The organism is Sediminibacillus halophilus (assembly GCF_900103695.1).
Taxonomy (GTDB): domain Bacteria; phylum Bacillota; class Bacilli; order Bacillales; family Amphibacillaceae; genus Sediminibacillus; species Sediminibacillus halophilus.
Genome location: NZ_FNHF01000010.1, coordinates 31,771 through 56,922, shown reverse-complemented (window position 1 = coordinate 56,922; position 25,152 = coordinate 31,771). Strand labels below are relative to the sequence as shown.

Sequence of the window (25,152 nt, the reverse complement as noted above, 5' to 3'; positions counted from 1 at the left end):
TAATTTACATACAGAATGGACCAGATAGCTTGCTTTTTACGACATTTTTCGACATTAATTGTTCACAGATTCGACAAATTGGTGTGCAGATTTTTAATGGATGAAATTATAACGGCAGGCCACTACTTGCCTGAACGATGTTCAGAATGGAAAAAATCCTGTAAAATAGTCTACAATGTAAACATATTGGTTTTTATTCATCAATTCGGTAATACCTCGAGCGTTATGTAGGTTCGAAGGGAATACCGGTGAAAATAATGAAGAAAGCTTGAAAGAGGAGGTTCCCCGGATGACAAGGGAAAAGAAGACTTTTTACATCACAACGCCGATCTACTACCCAAGCGGAAACTTACACATAGGGCATGCTTATACGACAGTGGCAGGAGATGCGATGGCCCGCTACAAGCGGTTGCGTGGTTATGATGTCATGTATTTGACTGGGACAGATGAACACGGCCAGAAAATCCAGAAGAAAGCCGATGAAAAAGGGGTTTCCCCTCAGGTCTATGTCGATGAAATCGTCAGCGGCATCAAAGATCTATGGAAACGACTTGATATCTCGTATGTTGATTTTATTCGGACTACCGAAGAACGCCACAAACAAACAGTGGAGAAGATTTTTGCTCGTTTGCTGGAGCAGGGTGACATTTACTTAGATGAATACGAAGGATGGTATTGTACTTCCTGCGAGTCTTTCTTTACAGAACGTCAATTGGAAGACGGACATTGCCCGGACTGTGGCGGACCGGTGGAAAAAGTAAAAGAAGAATCCTATTTCTTCAAAATGAGTAAGTACGTTGACCGGCTGTTGGCGTACTATGAAGAAAATCCAGACTTTATCCAGCCTGCGAGCCGTAAAAATGAAATGATTAACAATTTTATTAAACCAGGCTTGGAAGATTTGGCTGTATCCAGGACTACTTTCGACTGGGGAATCAAGGTACCGGGAGATCCAAAACACGTCATTTACGTTTGGATCGACGCATTATCGAATTATATTACCGCGCTAGGATATGGAACAGATGAGGACGAGCGGTATCAGAAATACTGGCCGGCAGATGTTCACTTGATGAGTAAGGAGATTGTTCGTTTTCATACGATTTATTGGCCGATTATGCTGATGGCACTCGATTTGCCTCTTCCAAAAAAGGTATTTGCGCACGGCTGGATCCTCATGAAGGACGGAAAGATGTCGAAGTCCAAAGGGAATGTCGTGGATCCTATCCAATTAACGGAACGTTACGGCTTGGATGCTCTGCGTTATTATCTTCTGCGTGAAGTTCCTTTTGGTTCAGACGGGGTGTTTACGCCTGAAGGGTTCGTCGAAAGAACGAACTATGATTTAGCGAATGATTTAGGCAATTTGCTGAACCGGACCGTAGCCATGGTCGATAAATACTTTGATGGGGTACTTCCTGCTTATAAAGCTGGTGAGGACCAATTCGATGTCCAGTTGGAGAATTTGGCTGGGGAGACAGTCGAAAGAGTAGAAGAGGCGATGGAAAACATGGAGTTTTCGGTAGCATTGTCGACTATCTGGCAGTTTATCAGCCGTACCAACAAATATATCGATGAAACACAGCCATGGATTTTAGCAAAGGATGAGGCGAAAAAGCAACGTCTTGGAAATGTCATGGCCCATTTGGCAGAATCATTGCGCAAGGCTTCGGTACTGTTAAGACCTTTCTTGACAGAGACACCTGATAGTATTTTCAGCCAACTGGGAATTCAGGAACAATCGCTAAAAGAATGGGACAGCTTAAAACAGAATGGTCTGATTCAAGCAGGGACGAAAGTGCAGAAACAGGATCCGATTTTCCCTCGTCTCGATGCTGAAAAAGAAGTACAAGTTATCAAGGATATGATGAAAAAGCCGGAAGTGAAGGAAGAGAAAAAGGAAGCCCAAAACACAGAGGCAGACGAAATCACGTATGATGACTTCATGAAGCTGGACTTGCGTGTTGCTGAGGTAGTTCGTGCGGAAAAAATGGAGAAGGCGGACAAGCTACTGAAACTGCAACTTGATCTCGGGACGGAACGTCGTCAAGTCGTTTCGGGCATAGCTGAGCATTACCTTGCAGAAGATCTGGTTGGCCGGAAAGTGATTTGTGTCACGAACCTCAAGCCGGTCAAGTTGAGAGGCGAAATGTCACAGGGAATGATTTTGTCAGGTGAGGACGAAAGTGGGAAGCTTTCCCTCGCAACTGTCGGAGATGATCTTCCAAATGGTTCAAAAGTGAAGTAATGCTGAATCTTTTCATAAAGGGAAAAAACGCTTATCATGTAAATGGATAGGCGTTTTTTCTTTGATGAAGATGAAAAAATCGGAGAAAGTATTACCAGGAGGTAGATTACCGTGTTGTTTGATACACATGTACATGTAAACATCGACCAATTTGATGAAGACCGGGAAGAAGTATTGCAACGTGCTAAAGAAGCAGGTGTCGAGTATATGGTAGTTGTCGGTTTTGACAGGGAAACCATTCCCAAAGCATTGGAATTGGCTGAAAAAAATCCTGCTATTTATGCGGCCGTAGGTTGGCATCCAGTAGATGCCATTGATATGGAAGATAAAGATTTAGAGTGGATAGAAGAATTGGCTAGCCATCCAAAGGTCGTCGCTATCGGAGAAATGGGTTTGGACTATCATTGGGATAAGTCGCCAAAAGAAACCCAAAAAGAAGTGCTTCGCAAACAAATTCATCTGGCGAAACGTGTCGGGTTACCGATTATAATCCATAACCGGGAAGCAACCGGGGATATTATTGAAATATTGAGGGAAGAGAATGCCGCGGAGGTTGGCGGAATCATGCATTGTTATAATGATTCAGCTGATTTTGTCCAGGAATGTTTGGATATGAACTTTTACATTTCTCTAGGTGGGCCGGTTACCTTCAAAAATGCCACGGACCCTAAGGAAGTAGCCAAAATTGTCCCGCTTGATCGGCTGCTGGTGGAAACAGACTGTCCGTTTTTGGCGCCACACCCAAACCGCGGAAAACGAAACGAGCCCGCTTATGTTAAATTAGTCGCCGAAAAAATTGCCGAACTGAAAGAAATTTCGTTCGAGGAAGTTAGCGATGCAACTACAAATAATGCCTTTAAATTATTTAAAATAAATTCGTAGCAGGACATGCTTCCGGGAGGATTGACGCTACATGCCATTGCTTGTATGGATATGTCGCAATTTTTGAGTTTAAATCTGGATAAGCAGCGTTCATAATGAGAGAGCCAGTACTAGTCTGGTTCTCTTTTTTCGCTTCGAGATGAACACAGCAAAAATCAACGCTGTATCGAGGAGCATGGCTGACTATGGCTATACCTGCGCAGGTTCTAAAAAGTCAGAAGAAGGAAGGGGAAATGCCAAGTTTTCCGTAAAATGGGACATGGCATAATCAGTCTGGGAAAGGACAGCATTATCATACATTACAAATTGATTAAATGCCGTCCACCTCTGTAACTTACTTTTAATATATTTGAAACATTGCTGGTTCATGCATCCTTTGTTGTTGTAACAGCAAGGATTAGGGGACTTTTGCACCTTGACTGGACGGTTTGACAGGGAAAAACGTTGTTTATATAATACTACGGGTATAAAGGAGGCAAGCGAGCATGAAATTATTTTCACAGCTATTGTCCGCTTTTAGAACGAAGCCAGTCATTTATGCAGCCAGCATTGCAGTACTGTTTCTAGCGGGTATTTTTACATTTCAAGTAACGAAAGCCCAAGTCACTGTGAGTGCAGACGGAGAAACAACGACCGTTCGCACACATGCTGATACTGTAGGCGACGTTTTGGAAGAACTAAACATCGAATTGGGAGAACACGATAAGATCTCTCATGACCCAGAAGAAAAACTTACATCGGGAATGAAAATCAATTACACAAAGGCTATCGAAGTAGTAGTGACTACTGATGGAGACGATAAAACATATTATACAACTGCTGACACCGTCGGAGAAGTTTTGGAAGAAAACAACATCGACATCAGCGAACATGATCAAGTAGCTCCCGCCCCATCTGAGTCGGTATCAGAAGGATTGCAGGTAAACATTGATAAAGCTTTTCAAGTAACGGTCAATGACGGCGGCGAGAAAGAAAAGTATTGGACAGTCGGTGCCACCGTGGAAGATTTATTGAAGCAGGAAGAAATAGAACTAGGCAAGCTGGACCGAATCAACCTGAAAATGGAGGATGAAGTCAGCAAGGATGCACCAATCGAAATCACACGTGTGGAAAAGGTAACTGACATCGTCAAAGAAAAAACCGATTATTCTGTTGTGACCAGACAGGATGACGACCTTGAAAAAGGAAAGGAAGAGGTTGTTTCTCCTGGCGAAGAGGGGATTGTTGCCAAACATTTCGAAGTCACTCTTGAGAACGGAGAAGAGGTCGACCGGAAATTGGTAAAAGAAGAAGTAGAGAAAGAAAGCGAGAAACGAATTGTAGCAGTTGGAACAAAAGTCGAAAGGCAGGAGTCAAAACCGGTCGTGACGACTACCGCTGCAAATTCGTCCGCTGAAACGGTCTCCCGAGGCGGGGATGGAAAAGAATCCTCCAAAACGTATTACATGCATACTACGGCGTATTCGGCCAGCTGCAGTGGCTGTTCGGGCGTCACGGCGACCGGAATTAACTTGAAGGATAATCCCAATGCCAAGGTGATTGCTGTTGATCCAAATGTGATTCCACTGGGAAGCAAAGTATGGGTGGAAGGCTATGGAACGGCGATTGCCGGTGATACTGGCGGGAATGTATCCGGCAACCGGATCGACGTCCATGTGTCTTCCCCAAGTGAAGCACACCGATTCGGCAGTAAAAAAGTAAAAGTAAAAGTACTCGATTAATTAAAAAGCAGGGCTTGTCTCCCTATTAGAGGCAGGTTCTGCTTTTTTTAAATGGATTCTGGACGGTGTGAAGGCTTTTCCTGACATCGCCCTTATTTTCATACTGCAACTCTTTCGGTCGTGCTGTTTGTGGTTCCTCCTCCTCTTTCGTTCATTACATAATGAAAAGCAATAATAATCGAGGAACATAAAAAAATTCCTTTGAGAGCTCGAATACACGCAGACTGTGTATTCAGGCTTCAGCCATTGGAACGATCAGTTTCCAGGGAGAAATTACGATTTAGTACCAAAATGCTGATAAGCTGTGTGAGAAAGCAAAGATGCACAGGCTTGGCTTTATTCGGGAAACAAATTAAGATAGAGTAGTTATAGACATAAACCGTTCAGGTAAGCGGAGGATGAAGATGAAAAAGTTAAAAGTTAAGGAAATCATTGTGGTGGAAGGAAAAGATGACACAGCAAAAATAAAACAATCGGTGGATGCAGATACCATTGAAACGAATGGATCGGCAGTCAACCAGTCGATCATTGAACAAGTCAGACATGCCCAGTCAAAGCGGGGCGTTATTATATTTACGGATCCAGACTATCCCGGGGAAAGAATTAGACACATCGTCTCGAAGGCCGTACCAGGCTGCAAGCATGCATTTTTGACACGGGCCGAAGCAAAAGCCAAGCACGATAAGGGGTTGGGGATAGAACACGCTTCAAAAGATGCGATACGTCAGGCCTTGGCAAACGTGTACGAAATAGAAGAAGTCAGCGAGAGTGACATTGATAAATCCGATTTATTCCAATATGGACTTCTCGGTGGCAGCAGAGCGAAAGAGCGTCGGGAAAAGTTAGGAGCAGTCCTGAAAATTGGTTATGCTAATGGGAAACAACTATTAAAACGACTGCACATGTTTCAAATATCCAGGCAAACGTTCGTTGACAGCATGGAAAAAATCTTGAAGGAGGAAGAAGATGAATAACCAAAAAGCAATCGCAACTCCTCTGAAAACAAAAGAAATCCTGGCGAAGTATGGTTTTTCTTTTAAAAAAAGCCTGGGGCAAAATTTTCTAATCGATGTGAATATATTGGAGCGGATTATCGCTTATGCAGGTATCGATAAACAGACTGGCACGATAGAAATAGGCCCGGGGATGGGTGCACTGACCGAGCAACTGGCCATCCATTCGAACCAAGTGGTAGCTTTTGAAATCGATCAGCGGCTCGTGCCGATACTAACAGAAACGCTCGGCAATTATGATAATGTTACCATCATCAATCAAGACATTTTACAGGCGGACATTACCCGAGTGATTGAAGAAAACTTTCAACAAGGACAAAAAATCAAAGTAGCGGCTAATCTCCCTTATTATATTACGACGCCCATTCTGATGAAACTGCTGATGGAGAAATTGCCTGTTGAAAGCTTTACCGTCATGATTCAGAAAGAGGTAGCCGACCGTATGGCAGCCAAGCCGAATACCAAAAGCTATGGCTCGTTGACGATAGCCGTCCAGTACTATACAGAGGCCAGGATTGCGATGACAGTACCTAAAACCGTATTCATGCCGCAGCCAAATGTGGAATCTGCTGTTCTTCATTTGACAGTCAGGGGTGAGCCGCCTGTTGAAGTACAAAACGAGGCCTTTTTCTTTGATTTGGTACAGGCCTCCTTTGGTCAGAGACGAAAGACGTTAAGAAACAATCTAGCCCGACATTTTGCTGCCGAGTTGACAAAAGAAACGATTGAAACGCTCTTAGCTCAGGCGGAAATAGATGGGACAAGACGCGGTGAATCACTGACAATGGAGGAATTTGCCCGTTTGGCCAATACGTTTTATCCGAAAGCTGGACAGGCGAAATAGTCATCTGGAGGGTGTTAGACACATCTTTTTGTTCCTCACATAGGCTAGTTAGTAACGAATGGTTACCTATACGGCTATGATGAGGTGAAAGCATGAATGTTACCATAGGAGAGTTAGTTACTCGTAACTCCTATCATAACGATATACTGTTTCGGGTCATCCATACTACTGAGGATCATGTCCTTCTTCATGGAGAGGATGTACGATTGGCGGCAGATGCCGATCCAGCGGACTTGCAAATCGTAGAAAAAAGAGACCTGGAGCGCTATAGAAAAAAGGAAAAGGAAAAAGAGGATTATTCCTATCGATTATTTCGTCAGGACTATCAGTTGATGAAAGAAAAGAGAGAATATGAATCGACAGAGGGATACCATCAGGATTCCAGTTATTTTCAAATTCCTGCCCGTGTTTTGCATTTAGACGGAGACCGTCTTTATTTGAAAAAATGCATTGATGTGTACCAACGTATTGGTCTTCAAGTTCACGGTGTCCATCTAAGTGAAAAAGACATGCCATTGGAAATCGCTGGTCTGGTAAGGAAAATTCAGCCGGATATCATCATTATTACCGGACATGATGCCTATTCAAGGAATAAAGGAATGAAAAGCGATATTTCCGCATACCGGCATTCTAAGTTTTTCGCGGAAACGGTGCGGGAAGCTAGACAGGTAGTTCCCCATTTGGACCAACTGGTTATTTTCGCCGGAGCGTGCCAATCGCATTTTGAGTCATTGATCAGAGCTGGAGCCAATTTTGCAAGCTCTCCTTCCCGAATCAATATCCATGCTCTTGATCCTGTCTATATTGCTGCTAAAATTGCTTATACACCGTTCATGGAAAAGGTCAGTGTCTGGGAAGCCCTCCGAAACACCATGACAGGCGCAAAGGGGCTCGGAGGAGTGGAGACCCGGGGATTGTTACGAACAGGTATGCCTTACTTAAAGGAAGAGGAAACAGAAGAGTATTGAGCATGTAAAAAACACTTCTACACATTTGTGGTAAGAAGTGTTTTTTATTTACATAATTTATCGGTAACTAGATAAAATAAAAAGTAATTAAGGAAAAAGCGATTTTTCTTGTTGACAGTAATTTTATTATGCTGTTATAATATAAGATTTTATTTGACTTAAGAACAAGCTTATGGTATAGTAAAAACAGTGAGGTGGAGTGCATTGGCTAAAACATTGGTGGAAATTAAACAAGGTTTAGACGGGCAAATTGGTAAACGCCTGAAGCTGAAAGCAAATGGCGGAAGGAGAAAAACCATTGAACGGTTTGGTACTCTGGCTGAAACGTATCCCTCGGTGTTTATTGTCGAGTTGGATCAGGACGAGAATGCGTTTGAGCGAGTGTCTTACAGCTACGCAGATGTATTAACGGAAACTGTAGAATTGAATTTCATCGATGATATGAGCAAAATGGTTGTTGGGGAGCAGTAAACATTCGTTTACTGCTTTTTTATGTCAACTTTTGCTGCTGCTATACAAAAGACAGCCTGATGCGGCATCATCTCGGAAGGTTCTCCAGTTGCGGGAGGCTCATCAAATGCCCGCGAAAAATCCACGTTTCCGGTGTCTCCGCAAACACCGCTTTTAAAAAAATTTCCATTTTTGTGTACAAAAAAACAGGGTAGGCCGTTGCTATAAGGTTACAATATAAATGTCGTAAAAATGCTTACTTTGAAAGGGGCTGTTCTTTCATGGGCAGGCGTAGAGGAATCATGTCAGACCAATTGAAAGAGGAAATTGCAAAGGAATTAGGTTTTTACGACACAGTGCAACAAGAAGGCTGGGGAGGAATCAAGGCGCGTGATGCCGGAAATATGGTCAAGCGCGCAGTTGAGATGGCCGAACAGCAGCTTCAAAGGGACAAATCCTGAAACAAAGGGGTTTGTCCCCTTTTTATCCTAAACCTTAACTAGACGTCGGTATCTTGGTGATAAAGCACTATGGTATGATACTATTTATAAAATAAATATCAACAAAAGCAGGTGGTACGATGCAATTACTTGAAAAAGCACCGGCGAAAATTAACTTGAGCCTGGATGTTCTTTATAAACGGCCAGATAATTACCATGAAATCGAAATGGTGATGACCACGATCGATTTAGCAGACCGGATAGGACTGACGGAACTCCCATCCGATAAAATAATCATCGATTCAGAAAACCAGTTTGTCCCGAATGATGAACGGAATCTAGCTTATCGGGCAGCGAAATTGATGAAGGATACATACGATGTAAAGAAAGGGATCAATATTTTTATCGAAAAGAACATTCCGGTTGCCGCTGGACTGGCAGGAGGCAGCAGTGATGCTGCAGCAGTGATCCGTGGCTTGAACAGGTTGTGGCGTCTAGGCATGTCCGTAAGGGAAATGGCGGAATTAGGAGCGAAGATAGGTTCGGATGTATCATTTTGTGTTTATAATACAACTGCTTTGGCTAAAGGGAGAGGGGAGTTAATCGAAGAACTGCCTGCACCGCCGTCCTGCTGGGTCGTATTGGCAAAACCAGCGATCGGTGTTTCGACTCAAACCATTTACCAAAACTTCTCGCCGGATGGCGTAGAACACCCAGACACACAGGGAATGATCAGGGCGCTTCAGACCGAGGATTTTGAGGCTATGTGCGGGAAAGTGGGGAACGTTCTTGAATCCGTCACATTGCCGATGTATCCGGAGGTAAGACAAATTAAACGACAGATGGAACTTGCAGGGGCAGATGCTGTATTAATGAGTGGAAGTGGTCCGACTGTCTTCTCCCTGGCCCATCAGGAATCACGTGCATATCGCATCTATAACAGTCTTAGAGGCTTTTGCGACGAAGTCTATGTAGTAAGGATGCTTGGTTATCACCAGTTACTTGATTGAACACGTACATAAGTGTTATATTTAATGAAAATATTCGGCTTTTGAGGTGCAAACATGAAAAGAAGTGACCGTTTGGTGGCAATGACAAATTATTTGGTGGAACATCCGTCCCAACTTGTCTCCCTCCCGTTTTTTTCTGCGGAGTTTGATTCTGCTAAATCTTCCATCAGTGAGGATTTAGCAATTATAAACCAGAACCTTCAAAACTTGGGAATTGGTTATTTGGAATCCGTTTCCGGTGCAGCGGGAGGAGTAAAATACATCCCGGAATATTCCCAGGAAAACAGTGAAAGGTTCGTCGATGAACTGTGTGAGGAGCTGGAAGATCCGAATCGACTGCTTCCAGGTGGGTATTTATACATGAGTGATATCCTGGGAGAGCCTTCCAAGGTAAGAAACATTGGCAGGTTGTTTGCCAGTGCATTCGCCAGTGCAGAAATCGATGTAGTCGTCACTGTGGCCACCAAGGGAATTCCGCTTGCCTATGCAGTTGCCTCCTTTTTGAATGTTCCGGTAGTAATCGTCCGCCGTGATCCTAAGGTGACAGAAGGATCGACCGTGAGCATTAATTACGTTTCTGGTTCTTCAAGGAAAATCCAAACAATGGTGCTTTCGAAGCGAAGTCTTCAGGAGGGTTCCAGAGTTTGTATTATCGATGACTTTATGAAAGCCGGCGGAACGGTCAATGGGATGAAAGACTTGATGGAGGAGTTCCGGGCTGAAGTCGCGGCAATCGGTGTTCTGGCCGAGGCGGAAGATGAGGATGAGGAAAGAGTCATTACAGAATATACATCACTAATCCAAATCACCAATGTCGACGTGAAAAACAGACAGATTGAGGTCCACCGTGGTAACTTGTTTCTTCAAGAATGAACTGAAGCACAACTACGCCTTTTTCCCTATTTTATCTTTTCCACAAAATAAACATCTTTTTTGAAAAAATTTTTAAAACAGGCAGGATTTCTTCTTATTTTGTTGAATTTATGGTAATAAGTTCTATAGGGAAAAGGTGGTGAAACATAATGGAAGTAACAGACGTCAGATTACGCCGCGTTAATACCGAGGGAAGAATGCGAGCAATTGCTTCTATTACGTTGGATCAGGAGTTTGTTGTCCATGACATTCGCGTCATTGACGGCAACAACGGGTTATTCGTAGCAATGCCTTCTAAACGTACTCCTGATGGGGAATTTCGCGATATCGCGCATCCGATTAATTCTAATACCAGAGGTAAAATTCAAGACGCTGTATTAGAAGAGTATCACCGTGCCGGAGAAGTGGAAGTAGAATATGAAGAAGCGGGTGCTTCTTAAAGCTTGGAAGCAGCAGGGGGTCTAATCTTCTTAGATTAGGCTTCTTTTTATGCTTGATTTCGATCGTTTAAGAAAGGCTCTTCCTGGAAAAGACCGGGGAAATTTTTCTTAAACAGATTGAAGCAGAATAATGAATGTTCCTGATCAAGGACCGACTTTGGATACAACAGCCTGAATGCAGGGGCTCTCTATTGAAATGCCTAGTGTTTTAAGATATATTCATAACTGGATAAATTATATCAGAAGAGAAGCGAATCGATAGCCGTCAGGAAGAATATTCCTGGATTTCCGGCCGTTTTTTTTCGCACCTGCAGATAAAAAACAGGGATGAAAATGGAGGTTTCTACATGACCAAAAGGTATGCCGTTGTGCTGGCAGCTGGGCAAGGAACAAGGATGAAGTCGAAGCTTTACAAAGTATTGCATCCTGTGATGGGACGCCCGATGGTACAACATGTTGTGGATCAATTAAATAAGCTCGAGTTGGAAAAACTAATAACAGTAGTAGGATTCGGGGCTGAAAAAGTACAAGAACAGCTTGGCGAGGCAGTAGAGTTTGTTATCCAGGAAGAACAATTGGGAACCGGACATGCAGTTCTTCAAGCGGAGGATTTACTTCAAGACAAAGAAGGAACCACAATAGTTGTCAGTGGTGACACACCCTTACTGACCAATCATACATTGGAAGCTTTGATGAACCATCATGACAGCGAAGGTGCGAAGGCCACGATTTTAACTGCAGAAGCCCCTGATCCAACGGGATATGGACGTGTGATTCGTAATGAAAATAACACGGTGGAAAAAGTAGTGGAGCATAAAGATGCTTCAGCACAGGAGCTTGCAATCAGTGAAATAAATACCGGTACATACTGCTTTGATAATCAGGCCCTTTTCACCGCCTTAAAGCAGGTATCGAACGAGAATGCTCAAGGTGAGTACTATTTGCCAGATGTACTGGAAATCTTGAAGAAGAGTGGGGAGAAAGTCGGTGCATTTCAAACCGGTACTTTTGATGAAACGCTTGGCGTAAATGACAGAGTGGCACTCTCGCAGGCAGAGAAACTGATGAAAAAACGGATTAATGAGCAGCATATGAGAAATGGGGTTACCATTACTGATCCGGAAAACACGTATATTGCTCCAGAGGTAGTCATTGAACAAGATGTGGTGATTTATCCTGGCACCATCTTGAATGGAAAAACAGTAATCAAAAGCGATGCAGTTATCGGACCCAATTCCGAGATTGAAAACTGTACGGTAGGAGTTGGAACGGTAATCCGTCAAAGCGTCGCAAAAGACAGCGAAATCGGAGAACGCGTCCAAGTTGGCCCCTTTGCCCATATTCGTCCACAAAGTTCGCTCGGTGACCAGGTGAAAATCGGTAATTTTGTTGAAGTGAAAAAGGCGGCCGTAGAAGAAAATAGCAAGGTTTCCCATTTAAGCTATATAGGCGATGCAGAAATCGGTAAGGGCGTAAATATTGGTTGCGGTACGATTACAGTCAATTATGACGGGGAGAACAAGCATTTGACCAAAATAGAGGATGATGCGTTTATCGGATGTAATTCCAATCTGATTGCACCGGTTACTGTCGGCAAGGGTGCTTATGTTGCCGCCGGTTCAACTATTAACCAAAATGTTCCGGAAGAAGCACTCTCTATCGCCCGGGCCAGACAGACAAATAAAGAAGACTATGCCAAGAAAATAAAAAAACCGAAAAAAGATTAATGGAGGGCTTATCAGATGGCAACTGGATATAAAGACTCATCACTGCGGGTATTCACATTAAATTCCAATCCGCATCTGGCGGAACAAATAGCTGCCCATATTGGAACGGAATTAGGTAAATGTTCGGTCTCGACCTTTAGTGATGGCGAGGTGCAAATCAATATTGAGGAGAGTATTCGCGGATGCGATGTCTATGTCGTTCAATCAACGAGTGAACCGGTCAACCAACACCTAATGGAATTGTTGATTATGATCGATGCATTAAAACGGGCTTCTGCGAAGTCCATTAATATTGTCATCCCATACTATGGATATGCTAGACAAGATCGTAAAGCACGGGCAAGGGAACCGATCACAGCCAAGCTCGTTGCTGATTTATTGCAAACTGCAGGCGCTTCCCGGGTCATTACGTTAGATTTACATGCTCCGCAAATCCAAGGGTTTTTCAATATTCCGGTCGATCAACTGGTTGGTGTGCCAATCCTGTCCGATTACTTCCAGGAAATGAACTTGGATGATCTAGTGATCGTGTCTCCAGACCACGGAGGGGTAACTAGAGCACGTCAAATGGCTGATCGTTTGAAGGCGCCAATAGCCATCATCGATAAGCGCAGACCTCGCCCAAATGTGTCAGAAGTAATGAATATTGTCGGTAATATTGAAGGGAAGACCGCCATTCTGATTGATGACATTATCGACACAGCCGGGACCATTACGCTTGCCGCCAATGCTTTAATTGAAAATGGTGCCAAAGAAGTGTATGCTTGTTGTACACACCCAGTTCTTTCTGGCCCCGCTATAGAAAGAATTGATCAATCGAAAATCAAAGAACTAATTGTAACCAATACCATACCACTAAAAGAAGAAAAACAAATCGAAAAAATATCACAGCTATCCGTTGCTCCATTAATCAGTGAAGCAATCATTCGCGTACATGAACTACAATCTGTTAGCATCTTGTTCGATTGATAGTATTGCTTAACTAGTCCTGCCTGTATATGAGGCAATAGAAATTATTGAGGACACCGGTCTTCTTCCATAGAGCAAGCAGCCGAGAATAGAGCCCCAGGAAGTAATCAACTTGTTTGCCCAATGTTTATAATGTTTAAGTATGCCGGTTAGCGGGAAATAATGACAATTAGATTGTTTTTAATTTCAATGGAGGGTGATTAACTTGGCAGTAACTCTTAAGGCAGAAAAACGGGAAGATTTAAAAAAATCACATACAAGATTGATTAGACAGCAAGGATTAGTTCCTGCTGTTGTATATGGGAAAGGAAAAGAGCCAAAAACTGTGGCTGTAAATAGTATAGAACTACTTAAAACGGTCCGTGACGAAGGACGTAATGCAATTATTTCCTTAACGGTGGACGGTGAATCAGTGGATGTTATGCTGCATGACTATCAAGTCGAACCACTAAGGGACGAGCTGATCCATGCGGACTTCTATGCAGTTAATATGTCTCAGGAAATAGATGTGGAAGTACCAATCCATTTGGACGGTGAGGCCCAAGGCTCTAAAGATGGTGGAGTGTTGCAACAACCTCTTTACAATTTGGCTATCCGCGCCAAACCTGGTAATATTCCGGAAGAAATAGTTGTAGATGTCGCAAATCTGCAGGTAGGCGAAAGCATTACCGTTGCAGACTTATCCAAGAGCGGGGATTATGAAATCACCGAGGATGAGGGTACCACCATCGTCTCGATTTTGACTCCTGATTCCGGTACGGTTGAGGAAGAGTCCGATGAAGAACAAACAGAACCGGAATTAGTCGATGCAGAAAAAAATGAAAATGAAGAAAGCTAATAGAATGAAAGGTACAGTCATTGGACTGTACCTTTTTGCTGTAGACATAGTCAAGTATGAATAAGGATATCCGCTTTCTCCAGTGCTGTACAAGCGGCATCCAATTTTTCCTCTGTGTCTGCTTCTAACGTATGCAGATGGGTTCCATCTGTAAGCTGAGAAAGATAGGCGGCGTTTGTTGATTGGATTTTCTCCAGGAATTGGTTCACTTCATGTCGGCTGCTTACCATAATGGAAGCAGTCAAATCGCCGTAGACCGGATGTTCTATACGAACATCTTTTACCGTCACCCCATGGTCTACCAACAGATACAACTCTTCTTTTGTTTGTTCCGGCCGATGTGTGCAGGCGATCACCCGTTTATGCAAGAACTCTTCAGGTGTTTCGCGAATATATAAATACCCTTGGCTTGTTGCCATAATCGGCTCATTTTTTGCTTTTAACAAGGAGATATCCTGGACAATAACTTGTCTGCTGACGTTTGTTTTTTCAGCGAGTTCACCACCGGTAATCGGTTTTTGAGCGTCTTTCAGCCACTGCAAAATCGTCACCCGTCTTTTTTCCCCTGTCAGCTTTTGATTATTTCCCATCGTACACACTCCTTCTCGATACGCTACTAATCTGTCCTTATTGTGTAACAAAGAACTTGGCCAGTAAAGTATTAAGTATACTTGCCGCCTCGGTAATTTCTGCATCTGTTGTTTCCCGGCCAAATGAAAAACGGACAAACTCCGAGGCTTGTTCATCGGTTCTGCCAATAGCTTTGATTGTCTTTGAGGGGTTTTGCTGTCCACTGCTGCAGGCAGAGCCAGTGGAGATGGCCAGACCGTTCCGATTACATTCCAGCATGACGTACTGTCCCTGTACTCCTGGGAATCGGACTCCGAGAATATGGGGGAGATGTTCCACAGCTCTGCCTTCTATTACTACATTGAAGGACATATCCGAAAGTAAGTCGATAAACGTGGAGCGAAGCTGTTTATATCGCTCTTGATTGGCGGCCATTTCTTCATGAAGGAGTTCTGCGGCCGTAACAAAGGCCGCAATACCAGGTACATTGACAGTTCCAGGGCGAAAACCCTTTTCATGCGTGGTGTTTGGCAGTACAGCTTTATAGGGTACAGACGGATTGATGTAAACGGCGCCAACTCCCTTGGGTCCATATACCTTATGACTCGAGACAGAGATACTATCGATTGGAAGATCTGCGAGAGCTAAGGGCTGTTTGCAAAAAGTTTGGACACAATCGCTATGGAACAATACACCTTTTGAATGCAGCATTCCGCCAATTTCTCTAATTGCCTGAATTGTACCTAATTCCCCATTTCCATGCTGGATTGATGCTAAGATGGTTTCTTCGCGGATTGCCTCTTTCAACCCTTCCAAGTTGATCAATCCATTTGCATCCACTGGCAAATAGGTCACCTCATAGCCAAGTGTTTCCATTCGGGCAAAGAAATGCAGAACGGAGGAATGCTCGATACGTGTAGTGATTAAGTGATTTCCTTTATGGGTATTTGCTTCTATCAAGGATTGGAGGGCGAGAACATTCGATTCACTTCCTCCACTTGTAAGATAGATGCCGTCCTTATCGGCGTTTAGAAGGCTTCCCATTTGGTATCGGCAACTTTCCAACAACTGGTGTGCTTGTGTGCCGATATCATGTAAACTGCTTGAATTGCCATAAATATTTTTTGATACTTCTACATACATTTGTAACGCTTCTTCACGTGGTGGGGTGGTGGCGGCGTGGTCCATGTATATCATTTTTTTCTCCTTTCTTATTAAGGAAGTTCTAAAATGCGGGAAAAATGACGCGTCGAATCTCTGCGTTAGCTCCCTTTTCCGGTACTCACGTATAAAAAACATACGCTCCGTTCCTCATGTATCAAGGGCATACACTGCCGTACTCCCCCTGATGAGCCAAGGAGATTTGACCCTAATGCAATTTATTCACCGCTTATACAAGTAGAGTGTCAGTACAATGCTGCGGAAATATATTACGCTCTTTCCGCGGGCGGCCAGTGTCTACGTATGTCCCCTTCTCTGAGCGTCCGCTTGCTGTTTTTCACTATAAATCCACTTAAATATTTCCATAAGGTTTATTTAGCGTATCACACTTCTGTCCCCCTATTTAAGCACTCAACCTTGTTGTTTTTTCATACAAAAGCAATAATCTTTTTTGAAAACTATTTTAAATAAGATAAACAAAGCTCTTGTCATTCATTAAATAATATGTAAATATAGGTGTCAAGACACATAGATATACATTTTTTCATAGCAGTTATCGGAAGACTTTAAATAGGGGAGGCGCGACGATGCCTTGCACGGATGTAATAATCATCGGCGGCGGCTTGTCAGCATTAGTGGCTGCCAAGAAGTTAAGTAAGCATAAAAATGTGATTATTTTCACAAAATCCACGAAGACCTCAAGTAACTCCTACATGGCCCAAGGCGGAGTAGCGGCAGCAATTGGGAAGGATGATGACTGGTCTAGTCACTTCAAGGATACAATGGCTGCAGGTTGTCATTATAATTTAAGCGACCAAGTTAGGACACTCGTACAGCAAGGCCCGGCTCAAATTAAGCAGCTGATGAAAGAGGGACTGGAATTTGATCAGGAGACAGGAGGCAGTATCGCTTTAGGGAAAGAGGGAGCCCATTCCCGGCGTCGCATCCTTCATGCTGGCGGTGATGCAACTGGAAAAGCGATGACCACATTTTTGCTCCATCAAATTTCAGACAATGTCACGATTATTGAACAAGAGATGGCTGTAGACTTGATTACGGAGCGGGGACGGTGCCGAGGAATAAAGTCAATCGATAAAAATGGATCGGTTCGTCACCATTTTGCAGAACATACTGTCATCGCGACTGGAGGGGTCGGCAGCCTCTACAAATTTACATCAAACCATTCCTCAGTGATAGGAGATGGAATCGCGATGGCTTACCGCGCGGGTGTTGAACTGGTTGATCTGGAATTTATTCAGTTCCATCCAACGATGCTGTATCAACATGGAGAAGTGCTCGGCCTTGTTTCCGAAGCTGTAAGAGGCGAAGGAGCCTTTTTGGTAGATGAACACGGTAGAAAGATTATGGATAATGTCCATCCGCTGGGAGATTTAGCGCCGCGCGATGTGGTTGCCAGAGAGATTTATAACCAAATACAACAAGGCATCGATGTTTTTCTGGATATTTCGCCGGTAAGTAATTTCTCAAAACGGTTTCCAACGATTCACCGGCTTTGTCAGGAACACGACCTGAATGGGTCCCCCTTACTCCCTGTCATTCCCGGTTCCCATTTTTTAATGGGCGGAATCAAAACAGGGAAAGGAGGGGAAACATCGCTGCCAGGATTATATGCTGTGGGAGAAGCAGCCTGGACCGGTGTTCATGGAGCAAACCGCATCGCCAGTAATTCGTTATTGGAGGGAATTGTATTTGGGGATTTGACAGCAGAAAATATTTTATCAAAAGCGCCGTCTTTATTAGTAAATCATCCTGTCTTTTCTAATGCTCAAACATTCAAAGGTACACTTCCAGAGAAGGATGCTATCCGCTGGATGATGGCGGAGTACGCAGGAGTAGTGCGGAATCAGCAAGGGCTGACAAAATTGAAAAAGTGGCTGGAAGAATTCTTCGACCCTCATGGACCGATTACGATTGACAACAGAGAGACAGCAGAGAAGGTGAATATGCTGACTGTAGCCTGGCTGATTACAACATCAGCCTTAGCCAGAAGGGAAAGCAGAGGTGGTCATTACCGAACCGATTTTCCCGTTTCCAGCACAGAATGGAAAAACAAGAGGATAACCCGCCAATTGCAAAAGCAAGCAGCGGTGATATAGGAGGAACCCAAAACGTGAACAATCTTAAATTACAGGAGCTGCTCCGGCAATTCTATTTGGAGGATATCGGTGATCAGGACTTGACGAGTACTGCCATTTTTCCCATCCATCAAACAGGTACGGGAACATTTATTGCAAAGCAACGGGGGATACTGGCAGGCCTGTCGATCATTGCAGAGGCATACCGGTTGTTTGATCCATCAATCCGCGTCAAACTCCTGAAACGAGATGGCCAATCTGTTCTGCCCGGGGAGAAAATCGCCGAGGTGGAGGGACCTGTTCGTCATCTTCTCACTGGAGAAAGAGTCATTTTGAATTTGTTGCAACGAATGAGTGGTATTGCGACGAAAACAAGGCAAAGCGTCGATGCATTAGGAAGCAGGCATACAAAAATTTGTGATACTAGGAAAACGACTCCAGGCTTACGGATGCTGGAGAAGTATGCCGTAAGCTGTGGAGGAGGAAAAAATCACCGGTTTGGTTTATACGACGGAATCATGATCAAAGATAACCACATTGCGTTTTGTGGATCGATTACCAAGGCGGTGCAGGCAGCTAGGAGTCATTCAGGACACATGGTGAAATTAGAAGTAGAGACAGAAAACGAGGAACAGGTGATAGAGGCAGTGGAAGCGGGAGTGGATGTGATTATGTTTGACAATCGTTCTCCTGAGGAAGTGGCAGCGTTTGTCCAGTACGTGCCCAAAGGAATTGTAACTGAAGCCTCTGGCGGCATTACGGAGGATCGGCTGGCTGCATACCGGGACACAGGAGTTGATTACATTTCGCTCGGTTATTTAACCCATTCGATCCATGCTTTAGATATCAGTATGATAGTGAAAAATCAATCGATAGGGGGAAGCATCGATGAAAATGATGGATGTACTTCAGCACACCCAAAAGCAAGTGTTGCCCGAAATATATAAGGACTTGTCAGAGATAGAAATGGTTGAAAGGGTAAAAAAAATAAAGGAAAAGTTTGGCGCTAGATTATTTATCCCTGGTCATCATTATCAAAAGGACGAAGTAATGCAATTTGCAGATGCAACCGGTGATTCTTTACAGCTTGCTCAGTTGTCTGCAGCAAACTCGGCTGAATATATCGTGTTCTGTGGTGTACACTTCATGGCGGAAACAGCGGATATTCTCACAGAGGAATATCAGCAAGTAATTCTACCAGATATGCGGGCGGGTTGTTCGATGGCCGATATGGCCGATATCCATCAAACCGAAAGAGGCTGGAAGATCATGCAGGATACTTTCGGTGATAGCATAATTCCCTTGACCTACGTTAACTCAACCGCCGCAATAAAAGCGTTTGTCGGCGAAAATGGAGGGGCTACCGTTACCTCTTCCAATGCCAAACATATGCTCGAGTGGGCTTTTACTCAAAAGGAACGAATCCTGTTTCTGCCTGATCAGCATTTGGGGAGGAATACAGCATATGATCTGGGTGTTCCATTGGAAAACATGGCTGTATGGAATCCGATTCTAGACCGATTAGAATACGAAGGGGATGCCGAAAATATACAAGTTATCTTGTGGAAGGGGCATTGTTCCGTTCATGAAAACTTTCGGGTTCCAAACGTAGAGTATATACGAGAAACACGACCCGATATGAAGGTAATCGTCCATCCTGAATGCAGTCGCGAGGTCGTCGAGTGTTCTGATTATGCAGGTTCCACTAAATATATCATTGATACCATTTCCGAAGCACCGGCAGGTAGTAAATGGGCAATCGGAACGGAAATGAACCTGGTCAAACGGTTGATGCAACAGCATCCTGATAAAGAGATTATTTCCTTGAACCCTCACATGTGTCCGTGTTTAACAATGAATCGAATCGATCTTCCCCACCTCTTGTGGGTGCTTGAATCCTTAGAGAAGGGAACGATTGAGAATCAAATAAAAGTAGAAGCCACTATTGCAGATGGGGCGAAACTTGCCTTAGACCGAATGCTGGCTAGAGCATGAAGAGAGCTGTTGATAAGGCGCCAAAAGGATGATGGTCTTTTTGGCGCCATTTTTTATAAAAGAAAAATCTGTTGGGATGTCGTGCTTAACTGGAGGGAGCAAGACACCTGCACTTTTCTTTATTGCTTTATTTTTGTGGGTAAACTAAGTACAATAAGAAGGTATCGACGTTAATCATGGATAGAAAGACGTGAATGCAATGAAATGTATAGTAGGACTGGGAAACCCAGGAAAAAAATTCGAGCAAACACGCCACAATATAGGATTTATGATTATTGATGAACTTGCCAGAAGGCATCAAATTAAGTTAAAGAAGAAAAAGTTCAATGGCCTTTATGCACTGGAATCGATTAATGGTGAGAAGGTCGTGCTGCTCGAGCCGCAGACTTATATGAATTTATCCGGCGAGGCGATCAGGCCGCTTGTTGATTACTATGAACTGGATATAAGCGATATAGTGGTTATTTACGATGAACTGGATTTACCCCAGGGAAAAATCCGTCTGCGTGAAAAAGGCGGCCATGGGGGGCATAATGGCATCCGTTCTATTATCGATCATTTAGGGACGAAGGAATTCAAGCGAATTCGCGTAGGGATCGGGCGTCCTTCCACCCCGATGCCGGTTCCGGACTATGTGCTTGGAACATTCAGCAAACAGGAGCAACAAACAATGGATAAAGTGGTGGAAAAAGCAGCAGATGCTTGTGAAGCTTGGCTGGATAAGCCTTTCTTGGAAGTAATGAATGAATTTAATCGCTAATTCATAGACTGAATTAACATAGGTATAGAAACCTTCCCTACGGAAAAACTGAAAGTGTACGCACAACACTTTTTTCCAGAGGAGGTTTTTCGTATGTCGCTTGTTTATCAGTGCAAGCATTGCGGAAATGAAGTTGGCAAGCTGAATCAGCAAGTGCTTGATGAGCAGCAATTAGGTTTTCACACGCTTAGTCAGGATGAGAAGAGGGAAATGATTCAATATCAGGCTAATGGAGATGTCCATATCCAAACGATATGTGAAAATTGCCAGGCATCCTTGGAGCAGCATCCTCATTATCATGAATTGGATCATTTTTTGCAGTAATGAGTTTGTTGGTTTTATATAAATGGTACAGGTTTCCCCTCGTATTATCAGAGGGGAAGCTGTTCACTTAATAAAAAATATGTCATATTGGTTAAAAGTAATAAGCTTTGGTTTTCGCCAAGGCATTTTTGTACTTATCCGTAAAATTTTCTTAACTGGGTAATGAAAAGTAGGGGGAGGCACCATGGAAGGATTAAAACAATATTTAAAGACACAAGATGATATAAAGTCCGTATTGTCCGGTGTCGAGGCGGGGCTTAAGGAGCAGCTCGTTTCCGGATTGACAGGATCGGCAAGAGGTATGCTGGCCTCATTGATCAATGAAGCTGCCAAAAAGCCGATTCTACTAGTGACGCACCAATTGATGCAGGCTCAACAGCTTTATGAGGATTTGCTGGAAATGTCAGACCGGGAGTCTGTCCATCTTTATCCGGTCAATGAATTGATTGCTTCGGAGATTGCTATTGCCAGCCCTGAATTGAAGAGTCAGCGAATTGAAGCATTGAACCAGTGGATGAACCGGGAGTCTGGTATTTTAATTGCACCGGTAGCCGCCTTAAAACGGATTTTGCCTCCGGCATCATACTGGAAAGACTACCAGTTGCATTTTCAGCTAGAAACAGAAATTGATATCGAGAACTATTTGACTTCCCTGGTCGAAATGGGATATGAACGTGTCGATATGGTCTCCACTCCAGGAGAGTTCAGTTTGCGTGGCGGAATTATTGATATCTATCCAATTACAGAGGCAAACCCCATCCGTGTGGAATTATTCGATGAGGAAGTCGATTCCATCCGCTTTTTTGACGCAGAGACCCAGCGGTCGTTGGAAAAAGCTGAGCAAGTGGTCGTAGGACCTGCTACAGAGATGCTGTTGCGACCGGAAGATATCGCTACAGGAGCAGACAAGCTTGAAGAGGAACTGTCTATATCGTTGAAAAAGCTAAAAAAAGCAGAGGACAAGGAAAAATTAGCGGAAGCGGTTAATCATGATTTGGATCGGTTAAGGCAGCAGGAACGATTTCAAGAAATGTATAAATATATTGGTTATTTTTATCAGGAGCCTGGTAGTTTATTAGATTATCTCCCAGAGAATGGATTGATTATTTTAGATGAAATGAGCAGAATCCAAGAGACGGCCAACCGGCTGGATGAAGAGGAAGCTGAATGGCATCAGAGCTTGTTGGAACACCGTCAAATGGTGCATAACCTGTCAATTTCCTTTGATTGGCACGATACCTGGGCGAAAATGAAACAACCTCGCCTTTATATGTCTGTATTTCTGCGTCACATTCCTAATACCAATCCGCAAAATCTGGTGAACGTATCCTGTCGTGCCATGCAGCAGTTCCATGGTCAAATGAACTTATTGAAAAATGAATTTACCCGCTGGCAAAATAATGACTTTTCCGTCATCATCTTTGCTCCAAATGAACAGCGCGCAGAAAAAATCGAGGCGGTTCTTTTCGATTATGACATGGAGGCTGTCCGAGTATCCGGAGACATCCAGTTACCACAGTCCAAGCCGCTGATCATGGTCGATAATATAAGCAGCGGATTTGAATTGCCGATGCATAAAGTGGCTATTTTGACAGAGAGTGAATTATTCAAGAAGCGAACCAGCAGACCGAAAAGAAGGCAGAAGATATCCAATGCCGAGCGTATTAAAAACTATCAGGAACTGAAGGTGGGAGACTACGTCGTCCATGCCAATCATGGGATTGGCCGGTACCTGGGTATTGAAACGCTTGAAGTAAACGGGCTTCATAAAGACTTTATGCTGCTTAAGTATATGGGAGATGACAAGCTTTTCGTCCCGATCGATCAAATCGATCTGGTTCAAAAATACGTTGGTTCGGAAGGCAAAGAACCGAAGCTGTACAAACTTGGTGGAAGTGAATGGAAAAAAGTAAAAAGCAAAGTCCAGTCCTCCGTCGAAGACATCGCCGACGATTTAATAAAGCTCTACGCCGAAAGAGAGGCAACCAAGGGCTATGCTTTCTCTGAAGATTCCCTAATGCAGCGGGAATTTGAGGATGCCTTTCCCTATCAGGAAACAGAGGATCAGCTCCGTTGTATTGAAGAAATCAAAAAAGACATGGAACGACCGCGACCAATGGATCGTTTGCTTTGTGGAGATGTGGGTTATGGGAAAACCGAAGTTGCTATAAGAGCGGCGTTTAAGGCAATTGCCGATGGAAAACAGGTAGCCATTCTTGTACCAACGACTATTCTTGCACAGCAGCATTATGAAACAATCAGAGAGCGTTTTCAAGGACATGCTGTCAACATCGGACTGTTGAGCAGATTCAGAACGAGGAAACAGCAGAAGGAAACTTTAGATGGATTGAAAAAAGGGTTAGTCGATATTGTCATCGGCACCCATCGATTGCTTTCCAAGGATGTGGAGTATAAAAGTATCGGTTTGCTGATCGTCGACGAAGAACAACGATTCGGCGTAAAGCATAAGGAAAAGATCAAACGGTTGAAAACCAACGTCGATGTCCTGACGCTTACGGCAACCCCTATTCCGCGGACGCTTCATATGTCGATGCTTGGGGTGCGGGATTTATCGGTAATCGAGACGCCGCCAGAGAATCGTTTTCCAATACAAACCTACGTAATGGAGTATAATCCTGTCTTTATCAGGGAAGCGATTGAAAGGGAAATGTCTCGCGGTGGACAAGTGTTCTTCTTATACAATCGTGTCGATAATATTGAACGAATGGCGGAAGAGATCTCAGCCCTGGTAGATGATGCCCGGGTTGCATTTGCGCATGGTCAAATGAATGAAGCGGAATTGGAAAATGTCATGTTTTCCTTCCTGGAAGGAGAATCAGATGTCCTCGTCAGTACGACAATTATCGAGACAGGCGTAGATATTCCTAATGTAAATACACTGATTGTAAATGATGCGGACAAAATGGGACTTAGTCAGCTTTATCAGCTTCGTGGAAGAGTAGGTAGGTCCAATCGGGTAGCCTATTCTTACTTTACCTACCAACAGGATAAGGTATTGACAGAAGTGGCCGAAAAAAGACTGCAGGCGATCAAAGAATTTACAGAACTAGGTTCCGGATTCAAGATTGCCATGCGCGATTTATCAATTCGCGGAGCAGGAAATCTGCTTGGTGCTCAACAGCATGGTTTCATCGATTCAGTTGGGTTCGACATGTATTCCCAGATGCTGAAAGAAGCAGTCGATGCCAGAAAAGCAGGGAAAACTGTGGAAGAAGCAAAGCCGTTTGAAGTGGAACTGGATTTGGACTTGGACGCTTATATTCCTGACAGCTATATTGATGATGAGAAACAAAAAATCGATATGTATAAACGATTCCAAGCCATTGATTCCCAGGAAGCTATTTTTGACTTGCGAGAAGAACTGATAGATCGGTTTGGTGACTATCCCGAAGAGGTTTCCAATCTTTTTCACGTTGCATCGATAAAAAGCAGTGCCAAGCAGCAGCGCGTTCAATCAGTCAGTGAAAAGAAAAGCAAAATCGAATTGTTGGTAGAGGAAGACACCAGCCAGCAGATTGATGGAGCAAAGCTATTTGAATTTGCCAACAACTATGGCCGGATGGTCCAACTCGGTACGGAAAACCGTAACCTGAAGATAGTAGTACAATGGGATCGAGAAACCAAACACCGACGCTACGAAATCGTCCAAGAACTAATCAGCGGCCTGAAAAACACAAAAAGAGAATGAACGGAAGAAACGCTGTTTAAAGGCAAAATGTAGATAATTTATGTATAGTTATTGACTGGTGAATCATACTAAAGCCACAACTGGTTATTTCTGCTTAATGTTACCGATGGTGGAAAG

The 25,152-nt window shown here is 43.6% G+C and carries 22 protein-coding genes; 20 read left to right on the top strand and 2 right to left on the bottom strand.

Translation table 11 applies throughout. The annotated features are described in order from the left end of the window. The first annotated feature begins 289 nt into the window (after positions 1-289). The 14 genes from metG (at position 290) to BLR82_RS19945 (ending at position 14,420) form a co-directional block, all read left to right on the top strand. Positions 290-2,245 (top strand): methionine--tRNA ligase, encoded by a 1,956-nt coding sequence (metG, locus tag BLR82_RS20015; protein ID WP_074601201.1) that lies wholly within the window; start codon positions 290-292, stop codon positions 2,243-2,245. Between the two features lie 111 nt (positions 2,246-2,356). Further along, complete coding sequence (locus tag BLR82_RS20010) at positions 2,357-3,127, top strand: TatD family hydrolase (protein ID WP_074601200.1); 771 nt, start codon at positions 2,357-2,359, stop codon at positions 3,125-3,127. A 485-nt stretch (positions 3,128-3,612) separates the two neighbouring features. Next, positions 3,613-4,848, top strand: coding sequence for a resuscitation-promoting factor (locus tag BLR82_RS21530; RefSeq protein ID WP_074601198.1), 1,236 nt, complete (start codon positions 3,613-3,615; stop codon positions 4,846-4,848). A 404-nt stretch (positions 4,849-5,252) separates the two neighbouring features. After that, positions 5,253-5,822 (top strand): ribonuclease M5, encoded by a 570-nt coding sequence (rnmV, locus tag BLR82_RS19995; RefSeq protein WP_074601197.1) that lies wholly within the window; start codon positions 5,253-5,255, stop codon positions 5,820-5,822. Continuing rightward, positions 5,815-6,705: a 16S rRNA (adenine(1518)-N(6)/adenine(1519)-N(6))-dimethyltransferase RsmA gene (gene rsmA, locus BLR82_RS19990; RefSeq protein ID WP_074601196.1), complete on the top strand. Its 891-nt coding sequence runs from the start codon at positions 5,815-5,817 to the stop codon at positions 6,703-6,705. Before rnmV ends, rsmA begins: the two co-directional genes overlap by 8 nt. A 92-nt stretch (positions 6,706-6,797) precedes the next feature. After that, on the top strand, positions 6,798-7,673 hold the full coding sequence (gene yabG, locus BLR82_RS19985) for a sporulation peptidase YabG (RefSeq protein WP_074601195.1): 876 nt from the start codon (positions 6,798-6,800) through the stop codon (positions 7,671-7,673). A gap of 204 nt (positions 7,674-7,877) precedes the next feature. Beyond that, complete coding sequence (gene veg / locus BLR82_RS19980; protein ID WP_026568974.1) at positions 7,878-8,144, top strand: biofilm formation stimulator Veg; 267 nt, start codon at positions 7,878-7,880, stop codon at positions 8,142-8,144. 260 nt (positions 8,145-8,404) lie between these two features. Next, positions 8,405-8,584: a small, acid-soluble spore protein, alpha/beta type gene (locus BLR82_RS19975; protein ID WP_074601194.1), complete on the top strand. Its 180-nt coding sequence runs from the start codon at positions 8,405-8,407 to the stop codon at positions 8,582-8,584. A 119-nt stretch (positions 8,585-8,703) separates the two neighbouring features. Then, positions 8,704-9,573 carry a 4-(cytidine 5'-diphospho)-2-C-methyl-D-erythritol kinase gene (gene ispE / locus BLR82_RS19970; RefSeq protein ID WP_074601193.1) on the top strand — a complete coding sequence of 290 codons (870 nt, stop codon included), beginning with the start codon at positions 8,704-8,706 and terminating at the stop codon, positions 9,571-9,573. A 54-nt stretch (positions 9,574-9,627) separates the two neighbouring features. Then, a complete protein-coding gene (gene purR, locus BLR82_RS19965; RefSeq protein WP_074601192.1) occupies positions 9,628-10,446 on the top strand; it encodes a pur operon repressor in 819 nt (272 codons plus the stop codon). Positions 10,447-10,595: 149 nt separating this feature from the next. Continuing rightward, the gene (gene spoVG, locus BLR82_RS19960; RefSeq protein ID WP_026568978.1) at positions 10,596-10,886 is read left to right on the top strand and encodes a septation regulator SpoVG; all 291 of its coding nucleotides are present in this window, start codon (positions 10,596-10,598) and stop codon (positions 10,884-10,886) included. A gap of 347 nt (positions 10,887-11,233) precedes the next feature. Next, on the top strand, positions 11,234-12,613 hold the full coding sequence (gene glmU, locus BLR82_RS19955) for a bifunctional UDP-N-acetylglucosamine diphosphorylase/glucosamine-1-phosphate N-acetyltransferase GlmU (protein ID WP_074601191.1): 1,380 nt from the start codon (positions 11,234-11,236) through the stop codon (positions 12,611-12,613). Between the two features lie 15 nt (positions 12,614-12,628). Continuing rightward, on the top strand, positions 12,629-13,582 hold the full coding sequence (locus BLR82_RS19950; protein WP_026568980.1) for a ribose-phosphate diphosphokinase: 954 nt from the start codon (positions 12,629-12,631) through the stop codon (positions 13,580-13,582). Between the two features lie 205 nt (positions 13,583-13,787). Next, positions 13,788-14,420 (top strand): 50S ribosomal protein L25/general stress protein Ctc, encoded by a 633-nt coding sequence (locus tag BLR82_RS19945; RefSeq protein WP_074601190.1) that lies wholly within the window; start codon positions 13,788-13,790, stop codon positions 14,418-14,420. A gap of 50 nt (positions 14,421-14,470) precedes the next feature. Here the strand turns inward: BLR82_RS19945 and BLR82_RS19940 are convergent, their stop codons facing one another. Together BLR82_RS19940 and BLR82_RS19935 are read right to left on the bottom strand one after the other, a co-directional pair. Next, entirely contained in the window at positions 14,471-15,010 is a 540-nt protein-coding gene (locus tag BLR82_RS19940) for a transcription repressor NadR (RefSeq protein ID WP_074601189.1), read from the bottom strand. A 37-nt stretch (positions 15,011-15,047) separates the two neighbouring features. After that, on the bottom strand, positions 15,048-16,187 hold the full coding sequence (locus BLR82_RS19935; RefSeq protein WP_074601188.1) for an IscS subfamily cysteine desulfurase: 1,140 nt from the start codon (positions 16,185-16,187) through the stop codon (positions 15,048-15,050). Positions 16,188-16,738: 551 nt separating this feature from the next. Here BLR82_RS19935 and nadB point away from each other — a divergent pair. From nadB to mfd, 6 genes are all read left to right on the top strand, one after another. Next, a complete protein-coding gene (nadB, locus tag BLR82_RS19930) occupies positions 16,739-18,268 on the top strand; it encodes an L-aspartate oxidase (RefSeq protein WP_074601187.1) in 1,530 nt (509 codons plus the stop codon). 14 nt (positions 18,269-18,282) lie between these two features. Further along, positions 18,283-19,194, top strand: a complete 912-nt coding sequence (gene nadC / locus BLR82_RS19925; protein WP_083334963.1) for a carboxylating nicotinate-nucleotide diphosphorylase — start codon at positions 18,283-18,285, stop codon at positions 19,192-19,194. Then, a complete protein-coding gene (nadA, locus tag BLR82_RS19920; protein WP_074601213.1) occupies positions 19,145-20,242 on the top strand; it encodes a quinolinate synthase NadA in 1,098 nt (365 codons plus the stop codon). Before nadC ends, nadA begins: the two co-directional genes overlap by 50 nt. 199 nt (positions 20,243-20,441) lie before the next feature. After that, positions 20,442-21,002, top strand: coding sequence for an aminoacyl-tRNA hydrolase (gene pth / locus BLR82_RS19915; protein ID WP_074601212.1), 561 nt, complete (start codon positions 20,442-20,444; stop codon positions 21,000-21,002). Between the two features lie 93 nt (positions 21,003-21,095). Continuing rightward, positions 21,096-21,326 (top strand): anti-sigma-F factor Fin, encoded by a 231-nt coding sequence (gene fin / locus BLR82_RS19910; RefSeq protein ID WP_074601186.1) that lies wholly within the window; start codon positions 21,096-21,098, stop codon positions 21,324-21,326. Positions 21,327-21,510: 184 nt separating this feature from the next. Then, positions 21,511-25,035 (top strand): transcription-repair coupling factor, encoded by a 3,525-nt coding sequence (gene mfd / locus BLR82_RS19905; RefSeq protein WP_074601185.1) that lies wholly within the window; start codon positions 21,511-21,513, stop codon positions 25,033-25,035. Positions 25,036-25,152: the final 117 nt, after the last annotated feature.

Bases quoted from the DNA above. Each gene is read 5' to 3' on its own strand.
- BLR82_RS19935 (WP_074601188.1), bottom strand. From the start codon at position 16,187: ATGATATACATGGACCACGCCGCCACCACCCCACCACGTGAAGAAGCG.
- rsmA (WP_074601196.1), top strand. From the start codon at position 5,815: ATGAATAACCAAAAAGCAATCGCAACTCCTCTGAAAACAAAAGAAATC.
- metG (WP_074601201.1), top strand. From the start codon at position 290: ATGACAAGGGAAAAGAAGACTTTTTACATCACAACGCCGATCTACTAC.
- BLR82_RS19950 (WP_026568980.1), top strand. From the start codon at position 12,629: ATGGCAACTGGATATAAAGACTCATCACTGCGGGTATTCACATTAAAT.
- BLR82_RS19940 (WP_074601189.1), bottom strand. From the start codon at position 15,010: ATGGGAAATAATCAAAAGCTGACAGGGGAAAAAAGACGGGTGACGATT.
- nadB (WP_074601187.1), top strand. From the start codon at position 16,739: ATGCCTTGCACGGATGTAATAATCATCGGCGGCGGCTTGTCAGCATTA.
- BLR82_RS21530 (WP_074601198.1), top strand. From the start codon at position 3,613: ATGAAATTATTTTCACAGCTATTGTCCGCTTTTAGAACGAAGCCAGTC.
- nadA (WP_074601213.1), top strand. From the start codon at position 19,145: ATGGATGTACTTCAGCACACCCAAAAGCAAGTGTTGCCCGAAATATAT.
- purR (WP_074601192.1), top strand. From the start codon at position 9,628: ATGAAAAGAAGTGACCGTTTGGTGGCAATGACAAATTATTTGGTGGAA.
- fin (WP_074601186.1), top strand. From the start codon at position 21,096: ATGTCGCTTGTTTATCAGTGCAAGCATTGCGGAAATGAAGTTGGCAAG.
- yabG (WP_074601195.1), top strand. From the start codon at position 6,798: ATGAATGTTACCATAGGAGAGTTAGTTACTCGTAACTCCTATCATAAC.
- rnmV (WP_074601197.1), top strand. From the start codon at position 5,253: ATGAAAAAGTTAAAAGTTAAGGAAATCATTGTGGTGGAAGGAAAAGAT.
- mfd (WP_074601185.1), top strand. From the start codon at position 21,511: ATGGAAGGATTAAAACAATATTTAAAGACACAAGATGATATAAAGTCC.
- glmU (WP_074601191.1), top strand. From the start codon at position 11,234: ATGACCAAAAGGTATGCCGTTGTGCTGGCAGCTGGGCAAGGAACAAGG.
- BLR82_RS19975 (WP_074601194.1), top strand. From the start codon at position 8,405: ATGGGCAGGCGTAGAGGAATCATGTCAGACCAATTGAAAGAGGAAATT.
- pth (WP_074601212.1), top strand. From the start codon at position 20,442: ATGAAATGTATAGTAGGACTGGGAAACCCAGGAAAAAAATTCGAGCAA.
- spoVG (WP_026568978.1), top strand. From the start codon at position 10,596: ATGGAAGTAACAGACGTCAGATTACGCCGCGTTAATACCGAGGGAAGA.
- ispE (WP_074601193.1), top strand. From the start codon at position 8,704: ATGCAATTACTTGAAAAAGCACCGGCGAAAATTAACTTGAGCCTGGAT.